We start from the raw sequence: 23,994 nt of genomic DNA, 5'->3' as shown, positions 1-23,994 counted from the left end.
AAAATGCCACCAAATAAAGAAACTAAAGCAAATTAAACGAAATGCCACCATTCGAAGCACAAAACCCTACTTTGACTTTTGTTGGTGGCGAAGTGAATCGTGCTTCGCCATGTGCTTTTTGTATGAAAGTTAGTGCGAACATGGTGCACTACTCGTCTCTACCGGAAATTATGCTCCGCTGGGTTAAACTAAATTCTTAAGTTCAGAATCAATCTTACAGCATGCATTAAATGAACCAGAACAAAAATTATAGTGAATGAAGATCCAAAAAGCTAAGGGCAGCCCCCATTTCATTTGTTGGTAATGAGTTGTTTCAGCAGTCATCATAGAAGTTTTTATGAAAATTGATTAGTGGCGATAGTTGACGCCTTAATGTTAGCTGGTTATCCAGCTTGTGAATGGAGCAAGTCCCCCATGATTTGCCGTTGGGGGATACGGCTTTATAGCGGTCGTATGACGGCTCTTATTGGACTTCCGTCTGCATCCTTAAGTGGTAATGGTAAGCCGATGAACTCATACTCACCTTGCTCTACTTGGTCAAGCATGAGATTTTCAACGATATGGATGCCAAACTTGTCTAATGAATGGTGTCCCTCTAATTCCTTGCTATCAAGAGGGTCAACCGATGGAACATCTACGCCTATGAGCCTAATTCCGATATTAGAAAGATAGGCCGCCCCACTCACTGTTATATAAGGAATATTCTTTGGAAAAACGTCAGGATTATTGGGAATAGACGTTTTTAAAAGAAGCCTGGTCACGCCTACTAGATCGAAAGCTTTAAAGACAGCTTCATCAAACGCCTTATAAGCAGAGACATCTATTACTTTGGCCTTTCCAATAAATACGTTGATATCTAAATCAAGAATTTTATTTCCATCATTCTTATAATGAAAGGGTGCATCAACATGAGTTCCTGAATGTAGACTCATCGCCATCTGTCCAATGTTAACAGAACCCGTTTCCTCCTTCGAGTACGTTACTTGATAAGAAAAAGGTCGATCACCTGGCCAATGTGCTAAGCCTGTATGCAAAGTCTGTGATATATCTATCCAACTTTTTTCTCTACCTTTCATCAGGCAACCACATCGCGTTCATTTTTATATTTTTTATAACGTTCTTCTACCATTATATCCTTTAAGATTTGTACACTTCTCCAAACATCTTTGAAAGAATTATATAAAGCTACAGGTGCTAAACGAATCCCTTGTGGAGCTCGAAAATCCGGAATGATGTTCTCAGCTTTTAATGCTTTACAAATCCTTGCTGCTTCAGGGTGTTCTAAATATAAATGGCCTCCCCGTACAGCATCTTCCTTAGGGCTTTGAATAACAAAATCAAAGTCCGAAAGCTCAGCTTCTAGCAACTCCTTCATATAATTCGTAAGTTGCAGAGATTTTTCTCTAATCTTCTCTATACCGATTTCTTCAAAATAAGATAGTGCACCAATTAAAGGAGCGATACTTAATACATGTGGAGTTCCTATCTGAAAAGCTCCTGCATCTTCAGCATGCTCAAGCTCATGCTTCATATCAAACTGCTTCTCTTTTTTGGAGCTAAACCATCCAGCTAAACCTGGTTCCTTTCCAAAATGCTTCTCGTGAACAAATAAAGCACCCACACTTCCTGGGCCACCATTCAAGTGCTTATATGTACACCAAAAGGCAAAATCTACGCCCCAATCATGAAGCTCGTGAGGAATCGACCCAATCGAATGACATAAATCAAATCCAATTACAATCCCACGTTTATGTGCTTCCTCTGTTAAGAGCTTCATATCCAAAATTTGTCCACTACGATAAAGTACTGCCGGTAACAAAATTAACGCAACATCTTCAGTCATGGCTGCTATAATATCCTTCTCTTGGAGTGTTTGACCATCTCTGCTTTTTACTTGAATGAGGTGGTTATCTGGTTCATATCCTTTTAATTTCAACTGACTTTTTAACGCATAAATATCACTTGGAAAGTTAAGTTCATCTGCTAGAATTTTCGTCCTTTGGCCCTGCGGCTCATAAAAAGCACTTACAAGCTGATGAAGATTCGTTGTAGTTGAACCCGTCACAATCAATTCTTTTTCTTTTCCACCAACTAACGGAGCCATTTTCTTACCTAAATCTTCAGATAAATAAAACCAAGGATAATGTCCTTGTGTCCAACCGTCAATTCCAAACTGCTTCCATGAATCCAAAAGTTCAAGCAGCGATCGCTCAGCCCTTACTGACAGTAAACCCAACGAATTACCATCTAAATAAATCGTGCCTTGCTTCATATAAAAATCTTTCTGGTAATTTTTTAATGGATCTTCCTCATCACGTCGCTCGGCATATTCACATGCATAGAAAGCGTTATCATTTTCTTTCACAAAATTACCTCCTAAAACTAGTCATTCCTTAATTTGGATTGTATAATAGAAGTTGACATGATGTCAATGACATAATATCAATGAAATTCTTCCATATTAAACGCCCATGGTGAAGCAATAACCAGCTCCACCACCAATAAAGATGAAAGTGGTGTTTGACACTTTAACTGGTGGAACTTCATTCAATTAGTTTTTGTTCATTTTCATTTTAAATGAATAGTGTTAGATTATTTTGAGAACTTGAGAATTAGTAGTAACCCAGCGGGCGAGTCATGCGGAGACTCCAATGGGACCTAGTTGCAGAGCCGAAGTCCACTAGCGAAGCAAGAGTTCGGCGCTACGCGATTTTTGCGGAGCATGATTTTCGGTAGCGGTGAGCTCCGCATTTGAGTATCAACTTTCATATAAAAGTGAGGTGAATTGAGGTGAACAAGACTGAGTTGACTCCAAGAGAACGACAAGCACGGGAAACGAGGAGAAAATTAATTGAAGCTGGAAGGGAGATTTTTTTACTAAATGGTTTTCAAAAAGCAACGATCTCTCAAATTATCAAAAAAGCAAATATCGGTTATGGCACAGCCTATGTATATTTTAAAAATAAAGATGTGTTATTTATCGAAATCATGGAAGAGATTATCATTAAGTTTTATGAAGTTGCTGATTTACCTTTTGCTCCAAAAACCACGGAGAATGCGCACGAACAAATATCTAAGCAAGTTCGCCTATTTTTAGAGTGTGCGATTGAAGAGAAGGAAATGATGTTGATTGTCAAAGAAGCGATTGGCACTTCACCTTTAGTCGAAGAAAGGTGGTCACTTATTCGCGAACGCTTTATTAAGAGAATCGGTCTAGACATTAAATATGCTCAAAAAGAACAACTAGCAAAAACCTCTTTCCAACCAGAGATTTTAGCGCGAGGATGGTTTTATGCGAATGAAATGTTCATGTGGGATTGTGTAAAAGAGGATGAAATAGAGCTTGAGAAAATCATTTCGAATTTAACGAATATGTACACTGGTGGTCTTTATCAGTAAGGATTCTCATTGGAAATAAATAAACACCAAAAACATATGTACTTCAGTGATTGTCAGAAAGGAGACAAACTTTGGCCGAACATAGCTTTCATTTACAGGCAACCTGGCCAGGCTTACGTAATGACGTAGGCGAAATCAGTATGAAAAACCTGCAAACACAAGTCTCTATTCCTAAAGAAATGGATGGTCCAGAAATAGGAACGAATCCAGACGAAATGTTACTCGGTGCAGCTGCCACCTGCTATATCATTACACTTGCAGCTATAATGCAACGCAGCCAGTTAGATAAACACAACTTAACCATGACAGCAGAGGGAATTGTCGATGTAACGAACGGTGTGATCACTTACAAAAAAATCATCCACCGACCGATAATCACCTTAAAAGAAACGGCTACAGAAAAAGATATTAATCTTGCTCACAAGCTAGCAGCCAAAGCAGAAAAATCATGCATGATCAGCCGTGCTTTACAAGGGAACGTCGAAATACAACTCCTAGAAACCGTTACCCGAAGTCAAGAGCGGTGAGTCAAGGCTTCGGTGTCCCATTCACTCTTCCACCAATAATAAATACAGTAGTGCCTAACTGCTTAAACAGTTGGCACTTATTACAACTCCATCACCATCAGGAGTCAGCCGCACAAACAGGGAGCACTGTCCTGTTTAGGTCATCTATCGAGAGATGGATGACGAGCTAACTTCACGGCACAAACTATCGCCCCTAAGTACACTTTCATACAAAACGCCCATGTCGGAGCCCAAAAACGGCTCCGACACCAACAAAAATCAAAGTTGGGTTTGGCACTTTGACTGTTGGAACTTCATTCAATTAGTTTTTGTTCATTTTCATTTTAAATGAATGGTGTTAGATTGTTTTGAGCACTTGAGAATTAGCAGAAACCCAGCGGACGAAAACATGCGGAGACTCCCGCGGGACGTAGTGGCAGAGCTGAGATCCAGCGGCGTAGCCGATTAGCTCAGCGCCACCCCGCAGGACGCGGAGCATGATTTTCGGGAGCGACGAGTAGAACTCCGCATATTGCTTTTCGTACACTTTCATACAAACCCCATGAATTATCTCGTCAACTCTCGCATTCTATCTTCAATATTAGAAAAGCCCTTCGACAACGATGTAATCTGTTTATCTTGATTAGAAACTAGTTCAAGTACTTCTTGTAAATTAGTAGAATTTATATCCGTCATCGTTGCCCCAGCTTCAGCTTTCGCTTCCACTTCTTGCATCATCGCTTGTACATTTTCAATAAAGCTACGCAAATAATTCGTCTGTTCAGAGAAATTCTCCATGTAATGATCAACATTAGAAAAAATCGCTCGTACTTCTTCCATACCATCTCTATTTTTTTCAATCGAATCTTGTGACTTTGAAATCGTATCAGCAGCTAAAGAAATCTTACCTCTAATTGACATCAGTAATTGAGCGATTGATTCCGATGATTCTTTCGATGACTCTGCTAGCTTACGAACTTCATTCGCAACGACCGCAAATCCTTTTCCATATTCCCCTGCCCGAGCCGCCTCAATCGTTGCATTTAAAGCTAATAAATTGGTTTGAGCAGAAATGTTAGAAATAGCCTCAATTATCTTTTCAATATTTTCAGTTTCCGCATGTAACTCTTGCATAAAGATAACCGTATTTTGGATATTGTCATTAAAAATAGCTAGATCATGTTCTAATGTATCTAGTCTTTCTCGACTTTCTGTGTTCGCTTCCTTTGTAGATTCCACATAATTATGCATATCTGTTGCAGAGCGCGTCATATCGTCAACTTGATTATTCGTTGTCGACATTTCACTTAACATCTCCTGGTTTTGTGAAGTCTGTACGTCAAAATTATCAATCGTCTTCCTAATCGATTCCACAATATTAGAGGACTGCTTACTCGCAACATCACTCGTTTTATTTAATTCCTCTTGATAAAGACCAAGTGACTGAATCGATTCATTGACTCGTTTTAACATATCCTCAACATGCTCTTTTGCCTCTAAAGCATTTTGCTTTTGGATTTCATTTTCTTTTTGTATTTTATTATTAAAAATAGCTTGCATAAAACAAGATACCGAAACAAAACAAAACGTTAATATATAATAAAATAAATCAGCCGTAACCATATGTGGGAAAATGATGTCTCCCGCGGTAAAAAAGAAATAAATTAAAATCGATAATACCGTAACTAATGTTAATATATTTACTAATTTATCTTGATAGATTCCCATGACAGCTACAAAAAAATACAAACTCATAATATTAATCATATGGGGGTCTAACCATATTACAACGAACATAAAAATACCAATCACAACTAAATTAAAATATTTCATGAGTGGTGCCATACTTTGATCAAGCTTCGGTAAGTTTGATAATAAAGCAAAAGGTGCTAATACGCCATAAAGGATACCTAAAACCGTTAAAACAAATGAGATGGGGATTCCCATTATAAAATTTAGTAATTGAACGATCGTTATCGTTCCAGCAAATACAGAAACGACCCAGTTATTTCTACGCTTTAATAAATCAATATCCACTATTTTAATACCTCTTCTCTTAGTCCTGTTGGCTTTGTAAACCAATCATATTTCGGATCATGAAGGTTATGATAGACCTCTTTTAAATGAAATAAAGTCGGAATGACATGATCACCTTTATACCAGATCTCCTCTGCTACTTGCTGACATGGAATTTGGTACGTTTCTTGAAATGAACGAAAAACGGACGGGTCTGCGATACCAATGGCATGTGTGTACCCCTTCGTTTGAGCGTACTCTATCAGAAGACATAATATCTTTCTCCCTAACTTCCCTCGGTATTCTGGCAAGACAGAGAAGCTATCAATCTCTACGACTTTCATGTCTTTCATAATAACGGTATCAAACAATTCCCTAATAAACGGTCGTGTATTCCATTCATAAGGCGTAAATTCAAATGTTCCCCCAGGGATTTTATCTTCCGTATAAATCAAATATAAATCAGAACCAGGTTTGCCTAATTCCATTTCAAAACCCTTACCTTGCCAAGAGACTTCCTTAATTTGATGAAATAAATCTAACATATCCTTATTCTCTACTAGCTTATACATACAAAAACTCTCCCCTCTTACCACCCTCTGAACTATTACTTTAGGGCTATCATAAACCAACAAAAAAAGAACTATAAGCACATATGCTTACAATTCTCATTTTCTATTAGTCATAATTATAATAAATAGGACTATCAGATTATACAATAGTCCTATTTGATGTAATTCTTCTATATTCTATGACTTTCCCGAAAAAGTCATAGAATTTAGGTATATAAATGACATCGTGGTAGATTGACATAATTTTTTGGTTTAATGGGATATGATTGAATAAATAAAACTAACCCTTGTTTACTTAATTTACACCCATCTAAAGAAACGACTAGCTAAAAAAGAAGCAACCATAAACATCGTAGTTAACACCGATAAATGAAGGTAATGATCACGGAAAGAATCACCCGTCAACCACATTCCTTGCAAGACATCAACCGTATACATCAACGGATTTATATAGGTTATGTATTGAATAAATGTCGGAAAAATTTCAAGCGGCAAAAAAGCACCTGATAAGATCATCGAAAAGTTTAGAATAATAGCGGCTATCGCACCTGCTGCCTTAACCGTTTTAACGAAACTAAACAAAAGAAAGGCAATTGAATAAAAAGCTAATGCAGACAACATGGTGGCCACAGCAACTCCAGTTGGATTCGCCGGTAACGGTGCACCGAAAATAAATATGGCTGCAACAATACTTATTAGTGCATTCATAAGTAGCAGTAAGAACCCTAGTAACAAAAAGCTACTTATTAATTGTTCAGGCTTTACAGGAGTAACCAAATACCTTTTCAAAACAGCACGCTCTCGATATTCAACAACACTAGAACCAATTGTAAAAACAGCAATCGCCACGATAGATATACCAATTAACCCCGGTAAAAACATATCGACAAAACCAAACTCACCACCCATACCACCTGGTTCATTTCCAAATACCCAACCAAAAACGAACAAAATAATCAGGTTAAAGAAAAAAGTCCAAAAAGCAGCTTGCCAATCCCTAAAATATACGATTAATTCAGTACGTGTTAACTGAAAGACGGTATTCATCTTAAAACTCCCTTCCCGTTTCATAATGTTCGGTTATTAAGCTTATCTAAAAGCCACGTTAACTCTTTTAATGTGATTTAAAATAATCATTTAATGAACCATGCTCAATTCTTAAACCTTCAATCTGCCAATTCTGTTCTTCGGACCACCGATAAAGCCGCTGGATCACTTTTTCTACATCATTGGTTTTAACTTCAATGCTGTCACCTGTATGTTTAAATGTGAGTCCACTTACTTCTGTTAATTTCCCTACATCTAAATTCTCAGGCCTAATAAAAATAACCCTCGACTGAATATTCAAACCATTTATGATTTCTTTAGGTGTATCTACCGTTAATACTTTACCTTTTTCTATTAATGCCACTCGGTCACATAAGCTTTCAGCCTCTTCCATATAATGAGTTGTTATGACAACGGTCTTTCCTTGTTTTTTAAAGTTCTGAATATATTTCCACACAATATGTCTAATACCCGGATCAAGCCCCGTGCTAGGCTCGTCTAAAAAAACAATGTTTGGATTATGAATAACGGCTATTGCAAGAGATACCTTTTGTTTTTGACCACCCGATAACCGTTTAAAATATTGGTTTAGCAAGGGGGCTAATTCAAACTCTTTCACTAACTCCTCAATTGGTAAAGCTTCCTTATAAAAAGAGGCAAACAATCGCAATAGTTCTTTTACCTTTAAATGATGATGAAGACTTGTTGCTTGCAATTGCACCCCTATCTTTTCTTTAAACGCCCGACTGGTCAGAGCATCCATTCCCATCACCTTGACCTCACCTTGATCGGGCTGATGGACACCCTCCATCATTTCTAACAAGGTCGTCTTCCCTGCTCCATTATGACCGAGAACTCCAAATACCTCTCCCTTACGAATCGACAAGGAAACACGTTCGACCGCTATAAGTTCTCCATATGTTTTTCTTACATCTTTTAGCTGAATAACCTCCAACACGTTCACCTCCACTTATTCTGACCCCTAGCTCTATAGTACTGATAATCAAAAGTTAAATAAAAGTAGTTAATTTTTCAATAAAAAAGCACAACTAAACAAAAAACTCTTAGCTGATTTTAACTAATCGTTTCAGCTAAGAGCTTTTTTATAATAATAGGCTGCCTTTTTATAGAAACGTATACTTACGTAGTAGTCTCCTAAGCGAGTGGCAATCTCAGTAACTAGTTTTCTATTTTTTGACTTTAAAGCAATGTCTAGCCCTTTCTTTAATTCACCTTCAAACTTTTCAACATCTCCTCTCTTCCAAAAAATATCTGCCTTAATCTTATGTAATTCAGATAAGATATAATTCATCTTATATGTTTCTGCTAATTCAAATGCTTGTATTAAATATGTATAGGCTAAATCCCAATGTTTCTTTTCAATATAAATCAAAATCATATGTTTAATCGTATAAATTCGTGTGACTGTCTTATTCGTGCGTAAGTCTTGTTCATAAATGTGAAGTGCTTCATCAAGTTTACCCTGTTCCTGATAAATTCTAGCAAGATTATATTGAATCATTTGTCCATAATTCTCACCATTGCTACCAACCGTTTCTTCACCTAATACTTCCTTTGCACGCTTTAAATAGTTTAATGCTTCCTGGAATTCTTTCTTAATCATATTTTGAACTGCTAACGTAATTAAGGTACGTCCCATTTCTATGTGATCCTCAATTTCTTCAAATAATGATAACGCTTTTTGAGAATAGAGAATACTTGTCTCCACATCTGGAAGCACGCGTTGCTTAATTATGCTCATATTATAATAAGACTTACCAAGTTGTTTTTTATCTTCTACATCAACTACTTGGAGGCATTTCGTATAATAATAGTCCGTCTGAGTATATTCTTGCTTTCTGTAAAAGTAGAATCCTAAACGCAAATAAAGTTCATAGTCTTTTTCGGTTCCAAATTGAATCATATTATAAGCGACTGCATATAATTCATCTGCTTCATGTAGTAAGTGCTTGGACGTATAATATCGAAGCAATAATAAAAAAATATCTGCCGTCACTTCTGGAGAAAGGAACTCTAATAAAACAACTCTTAAGTAAGCCACCTCATCTTTTGAGGGCAATTCTTTCTTCTTTATTCGGCATACATCAGCCTGTATACGCTTTTCTAACTCATGATGGTTCACAGTTCCTAAGAATGCCGTTGGAACTTGAAATCGATCGGCTAATTTCATTAATACTTTTTCAGACGGTTGCACGGTACCCTTTTCGATTTTACTTAGGTAAGCAGTTGAGCAAATATCTGTAACTAGCTCCTGTTGTGTCATCTGATGAAAAATCCGTAGCTGCCTTATTTTCTCACCTGTACGTAACATATATCCCTCCAAAAAATGATAGATAGAATATCTTTGTATTTTTATTGCCCTATTATTCAAATTAAACTAACCCTAGAGTCATTGCTTTATCTCTAACAACGAAGTAATGACCTTAGAAGCATAAAAGATCAACCTAAGTAAGTTATCTTTTCAATGATTTTAACCAATTTCTTTTAACCATTGACGCAATTTTTCTTTCGGAAAATAATTCGTCCCATTAATCTTTATATGTGGAATATCCGCATGATCCTGTATTAATTTTTTGGCATCTTCCTTTGATACACCTATATAATAATAGATTTCTTTTTCAGGAATTAACGAATACTTATCATCGTCTGCTTCATCCATTTTTTCTATAAATTCTTTGCTTGTGGATTTTGAAAATTCTTCAAACCATCACCGATAAAATAACCAAATGCCGCGATACTTAATGCGATAAACAATACTCCTATGCTGATATCCACTACAAGACCCTCCCTCTCATTCACTTCTTTCGTGAGCACGATGTGTATCACGAATATTTTTTTGAACGGTAATCGCTGCAAATAAGCTAAGTACAAACGACATACCGTAAAAACCCTTCTCACTTAAAATAATACTGCCCGCATTATACAAACCAATGCCCATTAACAATATCGCTATTATTAAAGCAACCCAGCTCAAGCCATAATAAATATTTGTAACAGGTACACCTTCATCCTTATCCCTTACCGCTTTTTGTAAGGAAACGGCGGCATATAGACCAAATATTAAAAGGGCAAAGTAATAACCTTTCTCGTTTAATTCCATCGTTGCATTAAATAATCCAATTAAATAAGCACCTACACCAACTAGTAATGCTGCCCATGACGCACCTTTAAAAGCTGCGGTTGGTTCACCATCTTTTCTTTCCATTTTATTTTTCGTATCAACCGTTTTATTTTTTCGAATAATTAAATCTTTATCTTCAGACATCTCTACTCCCCCCACTTCAAAAATTTATTCAAGTAACTTATATTATATAGAAATTTCTAACAATTAGTCTAATCTTTTCTTGATTTCCCATTAAAAAATCTCTCTAAAACTCATTTGTCTTAGTGAGAAATTAATTAGAAATATATAACACTTTTACCCTACCTTTCTTTCATCTAACTTAGCCTTTTGTTCAATTATCTTCTTTAAATAATATCGACATTGCAATCGTTGAAAGGATGATTAAAGAAATTTACCTTGACAACGTAAGACCCTCCTCATAACTTTAGTAAACTTTTGATAACTATCAAATAAGTTTTTCATGCTTTTTTGAACAAGTTACATTGCTTATTACAAAATAAGTCCTATAATTAAAATTAATGCACATATTTGTCGTTTAATCGTCTGTTCTTTTTAAAACTCCTAAAAAGTTGATTTAAGAGAGATTTAAGATTTAACCCACTAAATAATTTAATAATCACACGTATACTTATACTATCATGTTAGAAAGGTTGCTATTATTTATGATTAAAGTAAAGTTAATCAGTATTATATGTTTTTGTGTCTTGCTCATTGCTTGTTCCAATAATGAGCCAGAAGAGAATCAAAATGAAATAAACGAAGAGCACCCTCCTGAAGAAAATGTTCATGAAAATGAAGGAGAACCGGACAACCCTACAGGAGATGGCACTGAAATCGAGGAGCAAGAGCCTGAAGATCCTTCTATTTCAAGACTTGTGAATAAAGAGAATCACCTTGAGAGTGACTACGCTCCAACAGATTTAGTCACATTAGAAGTTCCAACCGTGTTAGAAGACCCTGAAATTAATCAGCTCCGTGAACCTGCTGCCAAGGCACTTACAGACATGTTCACCGCTGCTCTTGATAACGGGCTTGTTCTCCATGCACGTTCAGGGTATCGTTCCTACCAAACACAAGATGCTTTATTTAATAGATATGTCAGCCAAAATGGTGAAGAAGCCGCAAATCGTTTTAGTGCAAGACCAGGACAAAGCGAACACCAAACTGGCTTGGCAATTGATATAACGAGTGAAAGTGTTAATTATTTACTCAAGGAAGAGTTTGGAGAAACAGCAGAGGGAATGTGGTTAGCCGATCATGCTCATACATTTGGTTTTATCCTTCGTTTTCCAGAAGATAAAGAAGATATTACTGGCTATTTATATGAGCCTTGGCATTTCCGCTATTTAGGTCAGGAGCTTGCTACAGATGTCTTTAATAGTGGGCTTACTTATGAAGAATATTTAGAGCAAGGAGAATCATAATTGATGAATAGAACGAGAAGAAAATCAACATCACCTTTAAAAATATTACTGATCATTTTACTACTTGTTGGTTTTAGTGTCGGGGCTTTTATCTTTTTCAATCAGGAACAAGCCAGTGAAGAGACATCTGGAAAAGCTAATCAGAGCGAAGAAAACACTTCGAATGGTGAAACCGATCAGAATGAGGACGACGAGGTGGCACAAAATCCTTATCAAACTCTGACTTTAGCGGCTGTTGGTGATATTATGGCTCATGATGATCAGCTTTTAAGTGCCCTTGATGAAGCACAAGGACTTTATAATTTCGATCCTGTCTTTGAAGAAGTACAAAGTCATCTTTCGGACGCTGATGTCACTGTCGGAAATTTTGAAACAACAACGGCAGGTACTGATCAATATCCTTTTGCAGGCTACCCACTCTTCAATTCACCGGATGAACTAGTTGATTCACTAAAAACAGCTGGATTTGATGTTTTAACAACGATTAATAATCATACATTAGACACTGGGTTAAATGGAATGTTACGAACGTTAGACGTCATTCAAGATCGTGGTATTAGTACGGTCGGAACATATAAAGAAGAGCCGGATACTAGAGTATTGATGAAGGAAGTTAATGGTATTAAATTAGCCTTTATTGCATATACGGAAAGTTTAAATGGATTGGAAAATCGATTATCGCCAACAGAATTAGAAACACTTGTTAATAAAGTAGACAAAGAAAAAATGTCCGAAGATATTGCATATGCCAAAGAACAAGAGGCTGACTTTATTATTGCGATGATGCATTGGGGCCCAGAGTACCAAAGAGAAGCCTCTAGCTCACAAAGAGAACTCGCACAATGGTTAGCTGATCAAGGAACAAATATCATTTTAGGAAGTCACCCCCACGTCATTCAAGAGTCCGAGTGGATTAAAGGTGCAGGGCAAGAGCATGACACTTTTGTTATGTATTCAATGGGCAATTTTATTTCCAATCAAAGAAAGGAAACTCTCGACAACGAGCATACCGAGGATGGAATTATTGTAGAGCTCGAGCTCCAGAAGGATACAAAGTCAGGTGAATCCACAATTAATGCCATTAATTATACCCCTACTTGGGTGTATCGTTATAGTGACTCAGGTGTTGCGCCGTTCGAATATCGAATTTTGCCTGCGGAAACCTATCGAGAAAATCCTTTGATTACTGATGAATTTTTACCTCGTCTTGAAAGGTCTTATTATGATACGATGAAACAATTAGACCAACGTGTCACCCATTAATAACCTTAAGCACCATGAGTTATTGCTTTAAGCTGACTCCTGGTGTTTTTTGTAAAATTTCTTACCCACTCTTTACTGTCTCACTTTATCCCTCCCCTACATGCGAAAGACTTTAAAGTATATTTCCTATATTAGTTATAAAATTAAGCGGAACTGCAGAATATATTTATAACTTCCAACGGAATCTTTTAAAATTTTTTTCCCTTTTTTCACCCTATTCCTTCATATTTAATAATTCATTAAAAAGTAGCCAATGCAAAGATTTCCCATGATGCATGGTTTAATAATTTACGTTATAATCCTAGTTATCTCGGTAATAATTGGTCCTTACGACAAAACTCAACAGAACAAGCAGTAATCGTGTGAGAAAAAATAAAAATCTAGGAGGTATGCTTTTTGTCTGTGTTGCATTGGGCTACAATATCGCCCTTTTTATTTGCGATATTAGTACCTTTTCTTTTTAAGTTTGTGAAAAGAATTCATACAGGTTGGTTTGTCTTCATGCTTCCACTTGTATTATTCATTTATTTTCTGCAATACCTTTCCGTTACATCAAACGGTAATGTCATTGAACGCACCGTCGAATGGGTGCCATCCCTTGGAGTTAACTTTACTGTTTATATAGATGGTTTAAGTTTACTATTCCTTTTATTAATCTCAGGTATTGGTTCACTCGTTGTTCTTTACTCCATCTTTTATTTATCAAAGAGTAAAGAAAAGCTCAATAACTTCTATGTTTACCTCCTTATGTTTATGGGAGCGATGCTAGGGGTCGTTATTTCAGACAATTTAATTGTTTTATATATTTTCTGGGAATTAACAAGCTTAGCTTCATCTCTACTCATTAGTTATTGGTTTACTCGCGAAAAATCTACATATGGTGCATTGAAATCCATGTTGATTACCGTGCTTGGTGGATTCTCTATGCTAGCTGGATTCTCCTTACTTTATGTGATGACTGGAACATTTAGCATTCGCGAAATTATCGCTAACGTAGATTTAGTAACGGCTAGCTCACTCTTTATACCAGCCATGCTTTTAATCCTGTTAGGTGCCTTCACAAAATCAGCTCAATTTCCATTCCATATCTGGTTACCAGATGCGATGGAAGCACCGACTCCTGTAAGTGCATACTTACACTCCGCAACCATGGTTAAAGCAGGTATATATTTAGTCGCTCGCTTAACACCTGTATTTGGCGGAGCTGCGGAATGGTTCTGGCTATTAACTGGATTTGGACTACTCACATTAATTTGGGGTTCTATTTCTGCTGTACGCCAAAAGGATTTAAAGGGAATACTAGCCTTCTCTACAATTAGTCAGCTCGGTTTAATTATGAGCTTGTTAGGTGTCGGATCCGCTGCCATTTATTTCTCTGATAGCCCTGATCCTTCTTATTATGCTTTTCCTATCATGGTAGCGATCTTCCATTTAATTAATCATGCAACATTTAAAGGAAGTTTGTTTATGGCAGTCGGGATTATTGACCATGAAACTGGTTCTCGTGATATTCGAAAACTTGGTGGACTTATGACGATTATGCCGATTACATTTACCGTATCATTCATTGGACTAGCTTCTATGGCCGGTTTACCGCCATTTAACGGTTTCTTAAGTAAAGAGATGTTCTTTACTTCTTTAATACGTGCTCAAGAAATCGGTACTTTCAATATGGAAACCTTCAGCATCATCCTGCCGATTATTGCTTGGGTGGCCAGTGTCTTTACATTCTTATATTGCTTAATCATGTTTAGTAAGACGTTCTTAGGTACGTTTAAGCCAGAGAACTTTAAAGTAAAGGTTCATGAAGCACCAATTGGAATGTTAATCAGTCCTATTATCTTAGCTTCCCTAGTAGTCATCTTTGGATTATTTCCAAATATCCTAGCTTATTCCCTGATTGAACCCGCGATGCGTTCTGTTTTACCTATGTTGCTGGAACCTGGTGAAGCGTTTCACGTCGATATCTATATGTGGCACGGATTTAACACAGAGTTATTTATGACAATTGGTGTTGTCATAACAGGTATACTGCTTTATACCCTCATGAAAAAATGGGCGAATACAAAGTACTACTTAGGTGAACGTGACCCCCTTAACTGGTTCTATGATAGTTCTTATGATGGTGTCATTAAAGGCTCACAAGTCGTTACACGTGTACAAATGACTGGATTATTACGTGATTACTTTGCTTATATGCTTATTTTTATGATTATGCTTTTCACGTACACCATGTATCGTTATGAAGCATTTGCGATTGATTTAACTAATGTTTCATTTATTCACCCCTATATGTGGATGATTTTTGGCATCATGGCTATTGCGACCTTAAGCGTGCCTTTTATTCATAATAGAATGGCACTCGTTATCGTTGTTGGTGTGATTGGTTTCTTATTAGCTCTCGTATTTGTTGTATTTAGAGCTCCCGACCTTGCATTAACACAATTATTAATTGAAACCGTTACGGTCGTGTTATTTATGATTGTGTTCTACCATTTGCCTGAATTAAGAAAAGAAAAAGCAAGAACGAGATTTAACTTAGTCAATTTAATTATTTCAGCAGCAGTAGGTATCCTTGTTACCGTAATTGCACTAAGTGCCTTAGCATTAGGTAATGAAGCTGGAATTGAACCAATCTCTCAATATTACATTGAGAATTCTAAAATACTTGCTGGTGGTTACAACATGGTTAATGTTATTTTAGTTGATTTCCGTGGCCTTGATACGATGCTAGAAGCACTTGTATTAGGGATTGCCGCTTTAGGTATCGTTGTATTAATTAAATTACGAATGACAGGGAGGGAAGATGTGTGAGAAATATACAAACCAATGATGTGATGCTTCAAACTATTTCACGTGTCGTCGTTTATATCATCCTCATCTTCTCCGTCTATCTCTTTTTAGCTGGCCACAATAGTCCCGGTGGAGGTTTCATCGGTGGATTAATGACAGCTAGTGCCTTATTACTTATGTACCTAGTATTTGAAAAGAAGAGTATCAAAAAGTCTTTAAATATTAACTTCGAGGCGATGATTGGTGTTGGGTTAATTATTACAATTTTAACTGGTGTTATTGGTGTATTGAATGGAGATTCTTATTTAACTCAGTACTTTGACTACTATCAGTTACCTATCCTTGGTGAAACAGAGCTTACAACAGCCTTACCCTTTGATCTCGGTATTTATCTCGTTGTTGTCAGTATCGCACTCACTATCATACTATCAATTGCGGAGGATGATGCGTAATGGAAATTCTAATGGCCATCACTGTCGGTGTCCTCTTTATGGTAGGGACTTATCTACTTTTGTCTAAAAGTTTATTGAAAGTAGTCATCTCTTTAATGCTACTTTCACACGGAGCACATCTATTATTGTTAACAATGGCTGGCTTACAAACAGGTGCACCACCTCTATTAAGCCTTGAAGCAGCATCCTATACGGATCCATTGCCTCAAGCATTAATCTTAACAGCTATCGTTATTAGTTTTGGGGTCACTTCATTTTTGCTTGTATTGGCTTATCGCACATACAAAGAACATAAAACAGATGATTTAGACCAGTTAAGGGGTTCTGCAGATGAGTAATTTAATTATATTACCAATTATAATCCCGTTTCTAATTGGATCTATATTGATATTATTTGGGAAAAAAGTCGGCATTCAGCGCGTTATTAGTGTCATAACAGCTATCGGTATGTTAGGAATAGCCATCTACCTTGCTGTGGATGTTTATCAAGAAGGCATTACGGTCCTAGAGCTTGGTAACTGGCAAGCACCTTTTGGAATTGTGCTTGTGGCGGATATGTTTGCCACGATGATGGTGATTTTATCTAGCATTGTCGGCTTAGTTTGTTTATTCTTTGCTTTCCAAACATTATCAACCAAACGGGAGAAAGCTTATTTTTATCCATTTTACTTTTTCTTATTAGCAGGGGTTAATGGGGCCTTTTTAACAGGAGACCTTTTCAACCTATTCGTATTCTTTGAAGTCATGCTCATTGCTTCTTACATCTTAATCGTCATTGGTGGTACGAAATATCAATTACGAGAATCATTTAAATATGTAGTGATGAATGTATTTGCATCGATATTATTCTTAGTTGGTGTTGCTTATATCTATTCTGTTACGGGTACATTAAACCTCGCAGACTTAGCTGTTAAGATTGCTGAATTAGAACAAGTTGGTGTATTAAATGTCATTGCCGTTATCTTTTTAGTAGTCTTTGCAATGAAGGGGGGCTTATTCCCTCTATACTTCTGGTTACCTCGTTCTTATTACGGGCCACCAGCAGCCATTGCCGCACTATTTGGGGCATTACTAACAAAAGTAGGGATTTATGCGATTATGCGTACATTTACGTTAGTTTTCACGCATGATCCAGACTTTACTCATACGCTGATTTTAATTTTAGCGGGTTTTACGATGTTTTTTGGCGTACTTGGAGCCGTCTCTCAGTTTGACTTTAAAAGGATTTTATCCTATCACATTATCAGTCAGGTTGGTTATATGGTAATGGGGTTAGGTATCTTTACTCCTTTAGCGATTGCTGGTGCCATTTATTATATTGCTCACCATATTATTGTTAAGGCTGCCCTATTTCTATTCGCAGGTGTTACCCAAAAAATTACAGGGACAACAGACCTCAAACAAATGGGTGGATTGCTAAAAACACATCCCGTACTTGCATGGCTATTCTTTATCTCAGCAATCTCTTTAGCGGGAATACCGCCTTTAAGTGGCTTCTTTAGTAAATTTGCTCTCATCTTAGCGGCACTTATTGAAGAGAATTATATCATCGCGGGTGTTGCCTTACTTGTTGGTTTACTTACTTTGTTTTCCATGATGAAAATCTTCATGTATGCCTTCTGGGGTAAGCAAAAGCATACAGAAGAGCAAGCACAAATGAAGATTGGAAAACTCTTAATTCCAATTATTCCACTTGTTGCTTTAACAATTGTTTTAGGATTCAGTGCAGAACCGATTTTCCAATATTCACTTCAAGTTGCAGAACAATTGTTAGATCCTACGATTTATATCGATTCTGTTCTTAAGGAGTAGTTGCTATGGCTTTTCAAATTTTATTAAACCTATTAATTGCGTTCGCTTGGGTGAATTTCCAACATAGCTACACAGGTGTCGATTTTTTTGTTGGTTATGTAATCGGGGTCTTCATATTGTTTTTCTTACGTCGCTTTATGAAGTTTGATTTTTATATGACTCGTGTGTGGGCATTGTTTAAACTGATTATCTTATTTTTAATTGAACTTATCAAAGCGAATATCGATGTTTTACGCGTCGTATTGAAACCAAAACTAGACAATCAACCAGGTATTGTTGCTGTACCAACTCAATTGACAACAGACTGGGAAATTTCGCTCTTAGCTGCCTTAATTTCGCTCACACCTGGTACATTATCGATGGACTTTTCTAGTGACGGAAAACTTATTTATGTTCATGCACTCGATGTACCTGATAAAGAGCAAATGATCCGTGACATTCATCAATCATTTGAACGTGCGATTATGGAGGTGACTAGATAAATGTTTGAAACTATTTTATTTGTCGCCCTGATTACAACGTCAGTATCGATGCTGATCTGCTTAATCCGTGCCATTATCGGCCCCACCACATCTGACCGTATCGTCGCACTTGATACATTCGGAATTACGTTAATTGGCTTCATTGGCGTCATCATGATTTTGCAGGAGACACTAGCTTATACGGAAGTTATCCTTGTCATTAGTATCCTAGCATTTATTGGAACGGTGGCCATGTCTAAATTTATAGAGAGAGGTGTTATTATTGACCGCCATTGAGATAATCGTCAGTGTTTTTGTTGTTATTGGTGCTCTATTCACCCTTCTTGCCGCCGTCGGGATTGTTCGTTTGCAAGATGTATATAGTAGAATCCATGCTGCGTCCAAAAGTGCAACACTTGGTGTCATGTCCGTCATGATAGGAACATTTTTATTTTTCCTATTCGTTCATGATGAATATGTAGGTAAAATACTATTAACGATTCTTTTCGTCTTTATGACCGCACCAGTCGCTGGTCTAATGATGGGACGGTCTGCCTATAATGCCGGTGTTCCACTCTGGGAAAAAAGCGTTCAAGACGACCTCAAAAAAGCTCATCAGAAAGAGCAATAAAGTCGTTGAATTCAAAGAAGAAAAGTCGTAGGAGCTCATTTATGCCCTTACGACTTTTTATTTTCCTTTCTTGAACAAGCTCTTATTGCTCACCGATGATAAAAGCAGCCTGTTTTATATTCTCTTTTAAATATACTGGAATGGCATCATCCTCAACTATTTCAGTAGTAGTCATCCATATGAACTCAGCCACTTCTGTTTTACTTTTTCCATATGGTTCTCCTGCCTCAATCGTACATAAAAATACTACGTCTATCACATGTTCTCCTGAATCAGTCATAAAGGAAGAACTGATTACATACTTAGAAACGGCCACTTAACCCCGATTTCTTCAAAGATTTCCCTCTGCACAGTTCTTTCTAATATGTTTACTGTGTTTCCTTCTTGTTCACACTTGCCTCCTACAAGAGAAAGCATGCCAGCTGCATGTTCTTCCTCTTCACTCCTTCTGATTAATAGCCATTTACCTTGATGAAATATTCCCCCTTCCACATGAACAATCAATAGATAAACGCCCCCTAAAAAGTGTCAAAAGTTCCTATTAAGAAATTCCTAGAACGTTTATTTTGATGACTTTGAATCACTTTTTAATAACCCATAAACATAATGGTCAACAAAACGATCATATAAAAACTCCCCACTTCGAATACAGCCCTCTTGCAAAAAGCCTAACCTTTCTGGGATTGCTTGACTTTTTTTATTGCCTGTCGCGGCTCTTATTTCGATTCGATTCAGGTCTAATTCTCCAAAGCAGTATTGAATAATAGCCTTACAACTCTTTGTCATTAACCCCTTTCCTATATAGTCCGTTCCTAGCCAATACCCGATTGAAGTCGTTTTGTTTGCCCAATTAATTTCATGTAGTCCAATGACTCCAGCTAAAGACCCTCTGTACCAAATCCCAGCTTGAAACCCATTATTTTGGCTAAATTGTTTTAAAGAACTTTCAATAAATACATTTGAGTCCTTCACTTCTTTGATATAATCGACCCACGGTAACCATTCTCTTAATGAACTTCTAGATTCCCAGGTTAATTGAAACAACTCCTCCGCGTGCCTACTTTCAAATAAACGTAAACGAATATCTTCATTTACTTTATACTCAAATCCCATACTCAATCCTTCCTCTCTTCATATAAATGGTCCACCATAAAACGAATAAAACGTCTAGCTTGTGAGCTTTTCAATAATTTCGACTCTATCCACTCTAACTCAAGACTTAATTGCTGGATGAGTAAGGAGACACCCAGTTGATGGCTAGCGGGGGTCAAATTATTCATCACAGATTCCACTTGCTTATATACATGTTCCGACAGCGAACGCTGCAATGTCTTGATCCCTAACTGGGCACGATTTGGTTCATAACGATGTAATAAAACCTTCGCGAAATGTGGTAGAGCTAGATGTACCATTTCGACGGCCCATAAATCATTGCCTCTTTTTCTAGCTTTACTATATTGGAATAAAAACCAAGCTAGATCGTAGGTATGTGAATCAAACTCACTCTGAGATAAGTATAGATTTTGCTCTTCCTCAAAAACTTGTAAGCGATTATCCGGGTCAAAAATGACTTGAAAATAATCCTTTTTCTTAAACGTTGATTCCGTTACAGCGAATAAATCCATATGTAATAAATTATCGTACACGGCAATCATTTGCGGAGCTATAATAAACAGATCCTCATAAAATAAAATCTCTCGATAGGCTCTAAGGTGCTTGAGTCGACGTGATAAAAAATCATTGACATCCATCTCCTCAACTAAACAATAAAGATCGACATCGGAATATTCATCAAATTCCCCTCTACCAATGGAACCTTTCACAAAAATCGCTTTAACGCAGTCATCCGATTTTAAACTTGCAGATACCGCCTCAATCGCTTCAAACTGTCTCATCTACCTACCCCCTAAAAAAAGATATTACGTCAGAATACTACTTTTTTTGTGAATAATCAATGTTTTTTTCTTTTAGACCCTAGTACTTATATTTTTAGTGTTAAGCATTTGCGATATTTAATTGTATTTGTTGCACAACCATACTTATCTATAAACACAAGAAGTAGAGAATAAAAAATGATAAAACATGTAATTAATTGAATGTTTTATCAAATAAGTTTATGACTTTTTTTTGTTGGGAACAGTTTATAAGAAAGAAATTCTACAGCAAAATTTAAAAGGAGGGAAAAAGATGGATCAGAATCAAAAGAAAAACAGCAAAGATGAACAATTAGATAAATACAGAGTAGATGACAGTCAACATTTAATGACTACCAATCAAGGCTTAAAGGTTTCTGAAGATGAATTTTCACTTAAAGCAGGTGAACGTGGTCCAACGTTAATGGAAGATTTTCATTTTCGAGAAAAGATGACGCATTTTGACCATGAGCGCATCCCTGAACGAATTGTACATGCAAGAGGTTTTGCGGCACACGGTGAATTTGAAGTCTATGAATCAATGAAACCATACACGAAGGCTAAATTTTTACAAGATCCAGAAACAAAAACCCCTGTATTTGTTCGCTTTTCTACCGTTGCGGGTTCAAAGGGTTCCGGAGAGCTTGCTCGAGATGCTAGAGGGTTTGCTACGAAATTTTATACAGATGAGGGTAATTATGATTTGGTCGGAAACAACATCCCGGTCTTCTTTATTCAAGATGCGATGAAATTTCCTGATTTAATTCACGCTGTTAAACCTGAACCACATAATGAAATTCCACAAGCTGCCTCTGCACATGATACCTTTTGGGACTTTGTTGCAAATAACCAAGAAACGGCTCATATGGTCATGTGGACCATGTCTGATCGAGCAATTCCAAGAAGCTATCGGATGATGGAAGGCTTTGGTGTCCATACTTTCCGTTTTATTAACGAAGAAGGTGAAGCTCACTTTGTAAAATTCCATTGGAAGCCGAAATTAGGTATCCACTCTGTAGTATGGGATGAAGCTCAAAAAATCAATGGTAAAGATCCAGATTTTCATCGTGCTGATTTGTATGAATCCATTGAAAGTGGCAACTATCCCGAATACGAATTAGGTGTTCAGATTATTAGTACAGAAGACGAATTCAAGTTTGATTTTGACATTTTAGATCCGACAAAACTTTGGCCAGAAGAAGAGATACCTGTCAAAATTATTGGTAAAATGACCCTTAATCGGAATGTTGACAACGTGTTTGCCGAAACAGAACAAGTTGCCTTCCATCCTGGACATGTCGTCCCAGGAATTGATTTTACAAATGATCCTCTACTCCAAGGGAGATTATTTTCTTATACAGATACTCAATTAATCCGTTTAGGAGGTCCTAACTTTCATGAGCTACCAATAAACCGCCCTGTCTGTCCATTTGCTAATAATCAGCGAGATGGCTACGGAAGACATACGATTAATGTTGGACAAGTAAGTTATCACAAAAATTCACTCGCCAATAATGCTCCAGCACCCGCTTCTCCTCAAGAAGGAGGGTTCGCTCATTATGAAGAAAAAGTCGACGGGCACAAGATCAAAAAAAGGAGTGAGAGCTTCAAAGATCATTTTTCACAGGCAACCCTATTCTGGAATAGTATGAGTGATGCAGAAAAGAAACATATTATAGAAGCCTTTAGCTTTGAACTAGGTAAGCTCACAAATCAAAATATTCAGAAGCAAGTCATTGAGATGTTTACTAATGTGAGTCACGATCTGGTTCACGAGATTGCTCAACATATTGGTATGACACCTCCTTCACGAGGGGAATCTCATCATTCAAAATCATCTCCGGCCCTTAGTCAAGAAAATACGATTAAGACAGCACATTCTCGAAAAGTCGCAATTCTTTTAGATAAAAACTTTAATGGAAAAGAAGTTGAAGGGTTAATCAAAAAGTGGGAAAACCAAGGTGTTATTGGAGAGGTGATTGCCGAATCATTAGGAATATATAAGAGTGATGATGGCGTAGAAATAGATGTGGCTCATACTTTCTTAACAACAGATTCTGTCCTTTTTGATGCCGTCTATATAGCAAGTAGTGGTGTAGAAAATCACTCCTTTCAATTAAAAGCCTCTTATTTTGTTAAAGAAGCCTTTGCTCATTTTAAACCAATTGGTGCGACAGAGTTAGGAGGAACATTACTAACAGACTTAGACATGAGCGATTCCGATGGTGTTGTGCTCGAAAACAATATCGATTTATTCATCTCTCAATTTACAAAAGCCATTGCCAAGCACCGCTTTTGGGGTCGGGACGTTAATTAATCAAAAACAATTTAATCAATAACAAAGCAGGCTCTATGTTTGTTATTTCAATACAAGAAAAGCTTATCTGCGAGTTCATCGACAGAAAGGCTTTTCTTGTCTTGATAACCCTTAGGCTAGATTTCAAGCATTCTAAATATCGGTACTTACTGAATGATTTATGATTCTACCATTCTTTTTTAATCTGTAAATTAGGCTTCTGCTTTTGGCGCAATTAGGAAGGACAACCTATTCTGATATGCA

The 23,994-nt window shown here is 36.9% G+C and carries 23 protein-coding genes and 1 pseudogene; 12 read left to right on the top strand and 12 right to left on the bottom strand.

Features of this window, described 5'->3' with window-relative positions; all coding sequences use genetic code 11:
* Positions 1 to 440 precede the first annotated feature (440 nt).
* Together kynB and kynU are read right to left on the bottom strand one after the other, a co-directional pair.
* Positions 441 to 1,076 (bottom strand): arylformamidase, encoded by a 636-nt coding sequence (gene kynB, locus PQ479_RS17185; RefSeq protein ID WP_273717114.1) that lies wholly within the window; start codon positions 1,074 to 1,076, stop codon positions 441 to 443.
* Complete coding sequence (kynU, locus tag PQ479_RS17180; protein ID WP_047987266.1) at positions 1,076 to 2,365, bottom strand: kynureninase; 1,290 nt, start codon at positions 2,363 to 2,365, stop codon at positions 1,076 to 1,078. The genes kynB and kynU overlap by 1 nt, the downstream gene beginning before the upstream one ends.
* A gap of 425 nt (positions 2,366 to 2,790) precedes the next feature.
* On the opposite strand from kynU, the gene PQ479_RS17175 reads away from it, so the two are divergent.
* On the top strand, positions 2,791 to 3,399 hold the full coding sequence (locus PQ479_RS17175; RefSeq protein ID WP_047987265.1) for a TetR/AcrR family transcriptional regulator: 609 nt from the start codon (positions 2,791 to 2,793) through the stop codon (positions 3,397 to 3,399).
* 71 nt (positions 3,400 to 3,470) lie between these two features.
* On the top strand, positions 3,471 to 3,926 hold the full coding sequence (locus tag PQ479_RS17170; protein WP_047987264.1) for an OsmC family protein: 456 nt from the start codon (positions 3,471 to 3,473) through the stop codon (positions 3,924 to 3,926).
* Between the two features lie 546 nt (positions 3,927 to 4,472).
* On the opposite strand, the gene PQ479_RS17165 is transcribed toward PQ479_RS17170, so the two are convergent.
* From PQ479_RS17165 to yiaA, 7 genes are all read right to left on the bottom strand, one after another.
* Positions 4,473 to 5,942 (bottom strand): methyl-accepting chemotaxis protein, encoded by a 1,470-nt coding sequence (locus PQ479_RS17165; protein WP_047987263.1) that lies wholly within the window; start codon positions 5,940 to 5,942, stop codon positions 4,473 to 4,475.
* Entirely contained in the window at positions 5,942 to 6,493 is a 552-nt protein-coding gene (locus PQ479_RS17160) for a GNAT family N-acetyltransferase (protein ID WP_047987262.1), read from the bottom strand. The genes PQ479_RS17165 and PQ479_RS17160 overlap by 1 nt, the downstream gene beginning before the upstream one ends.
* 300 nt (positions 6,494 to 6,793) lie before the next feature.
* Positions 6,794 to 7,540, bottom strand: coding sequence for an ABC transporter permease (locus tag PQ479_RS17155; protein WP_047987261.1), 747 nt, complete (start codon positions 7,538 to 7,540; stop codon positions 6,794 to 6,796).
* A gap of 67 nt (positions 7,541 to 7,607) precedes the next feature.
* Positions 7,608 to 8,510 carry an ABC transporter ATP-binding protein gene (locus PQ479_RS17150; protein ID WP_053070294.1) on the bottom strand — a complete coding sequence of 301 codons (903 nt, stop codon included), beginning with the start codon at positions 8,508 to 8,510 and terminating at the stop codon, positions 7,608 to 7,610.
* A 117-nt stretch (positions 8,511 to 8,627) separates the two neighbouring features.
* A complete protein-coding gene (locus PQ479_RS17145) occupies positions 8,628 to 9,872 on the bottom strand; it encodes a helix-turn-helix domain-containing protein (RefSeq protein WP_047987260.1) in 1,245 nt (414 codons plus the stop codon).
* 159 nt (positions 9,873 to 10,031) lie between these two features.
* Positions 10,032 to 10,220, bottom strand: coding sequence for a hypothetical protein (locus PQ479_RS21825; protein ID WP_337957124.1), 189 nt, complete (start codon positions 10,218 to 10,220; stop codon positions 10,032 to 10,034).
* 132 nt (positions 10,221 to 10,352) lie between these two features.
* Positions 10,353 to 10,826 carry an inner membrane protein YiaA gene (yiaA, locus tag PQ479_RS17135; RefSeq protein ID WP_047987259.1) on the bottom strand — a complete coding sequence of 158 codons (474 nt, stop codon included), beginning with the start codon at positions 10,824 to 10,826 and terminating at the stop codon, positions 10,353 to 10,355.
* Positions 10,827 to 11,347: 521 nt separating this feature from the next.
* Here yiaA and PQ479_RS17130 point away from each other — a divergent pair.
* The 9 genes from PQ479_RS17130 (at position 11,348) to mnhG (ending at position 19,521) form a co-directional block, all read left to right on the top strand.
* Positions 11,348 to 12,109 (top strand): M15 family metallopeptidase, encoded by a 762-nt coding sequence (locus tag PQ479_RS17130; protein WP_047987258.1) that lies wholly within the window; start codon positions 11,348 to 11,350, stop codon positions 12,107 to 12,109.
* A 3-nt stretch (positions 12,110 to 12,112) separates the two neighbouring features.
* On the top strand, positions 12,113 to 13,372 hold the full coding sequence (locus tag PQ479_RS17125) for a CapA family protein (RefSeq protein WP_273717113.1): 1,260 nt from the start codon (positions 12,113 to 12,115) through the stop codon (positions 13,370 to 13,372).
* A 396-nt stretch (positions 13,373 to 13,768) separates the two neighbouring features.
* On the top strand, positions 13,769 to 16,186 hold the full coding sequence (locus PQ479_RS17120) for a Na+/H+ antiporter subunit A (protein WP_047987257.1): 2,418 nt from the start codon (positions 13,769 to 13,771) through the stop codon (positions 16,184 to 16,186).
* Entirely contained in the window at positions 16,183 to 16,617 is a 435-nt protein-coding gene (locus tag PQ479_RS17115) for a Na(+)/H(+) antiporter subunit B (protein WP_047987256.1), read from the top strand. Before PQ479_RS17120 ends, PQ479_RS17115 begins: the two co-directional genes overlap by 4 nt.
* Positions 16,617 to 16,955: a Na(+)/H(+) antiporter subunit C gene (locus tag PQ479_RS17110; RefSeq protein WP_047987255.1), complete on the top strand. Its 339-nt coding sequence runs from the start codon at positions 16,617 to 16,619 to the stop codon at positions 16,953 to 16,955. Before PQ479_RS17115 ends, PQ479_RS17110 begins: the two co-directional genes overlap by 1 nt.
* On the top strand, positions 16,948 to 18,429 hold the full coding sequence (locus PQ479_RS17105) for a Na+/H+ antiporter subunit D (protein WP_047987254.1): 1,482 nt from the start codon (positions 16,948 to 16,950) through the stop codon (positions 18,427 to 18,429). The genes PQ479_RS17110 and PQ479_RS17105 overlap by 8 nt, the downstream gene beginning before the upstream one ends.
* 5 nt (positions 18,430 to 18,434) lie before the next feature.
* The gene (locus tag PQ479_RS17100; RefSeq protein WP_047987253.1) at positions 18,435 to 18,911 is read left to right on the top strand and encodes a Na+/H+ antiporter subunit E; all 477 of its coding nucleotides are present in this window, start codon (positions 18,435 to 18,437) and stop codon (positions 18,909 to 18,911) included.
* Complete coding sequence (locus PQ479_RS17095) at positions 18,912 to 19,187, top strand: Na(+)/H(+) antiporter subunit F1 (protein ID WP_047987252.1); 276 nt, start codon at positions 18,912 to 18,914, stop codon at positions 19,185 to 19,187.
* Positions 19,174 to 19,521, top strand: coding sequence for a monovalent cation/H(+) antiporter subunit G (gene mnhG / locus PQ479_RS17090; protein ID WP_047987251.1), 348 nt, complete (start codon positions 19,174 to 19,176; stop codon positions 19,519 to 19,521). The genes PQ479_RS17095 and mnhG overlap by 14 nt, the downstream gene beginning before the upstream one ends.
* Before the next feature lie 82 nt (positions 19,522 to 19,603).
* Here the strand turns inward: mnhG and PQ479_RS21925 are convergent.
* The 3 genes and pseudogenes from PQ479_RS21925 to PQ479_RS17075 form a co-directional block, all read right to left on the bottom strand.
* Positions 19,604 to 20,025 (bottom strand): annotated as a pseudogene (locus PQ479_RS21925) (NUDIX hydrolase).
* 57 nt (positions 20,026 to 20,082) lie between these two features.
* A complete protein-coding gene (locus PQ479_RS17080) occupies positions 20,083 to 20,634 on the bottom strand; it encodes a GNAT family N-acetyltransferase (protein ID WP_047987248.1) in 552 nt (183 codons plus the stop codon).
* A gap of 2 nt (positions 20,635 to 20,636) precedes the next feature.
* Positions 20,637 to 21,416, bottom strand: a complete 780-nt coding sequence (locus PQ479_RS17075) for a nucleotidyltransferase domain-containing protein (RefSeq protein WP_047987247.1) — start codon at positions 21,414 to 21,416, stop codon at positions 20,637 to 20,639.
* Between the two features lie 292 nt (positions 21,417 to 21,708).
* On the opposite strand from PQ479_RS17075, the gene PQ479_RS17070 reads away from it, so the two are divergent.
* Entirely contained in the window at positions 21,709 to 23,751 is a 2,043-nt protein-coding gene (locus PQ479_RS17070; protein WP_047987246.1) for a catalase, read from the top strand.
* Positions 23,752 to 23,994 lie beyond the last annotated feature (243 nt).

It is taken from the genome of Alkalihalobacillus pseudalcaliphilus (assembly GCF_028610675.1).
Classification (GTDB): domain Bacteria; phylum Bacillota; class Bacilli; order Bacillales; family Bacillaceae_D; genus Alkalihalobacillus; species Alkalihalobacillus pseudalcaliphilus.
This window is presented reverse-complemented; position numbering and strand designations above follow the sequence as displayed.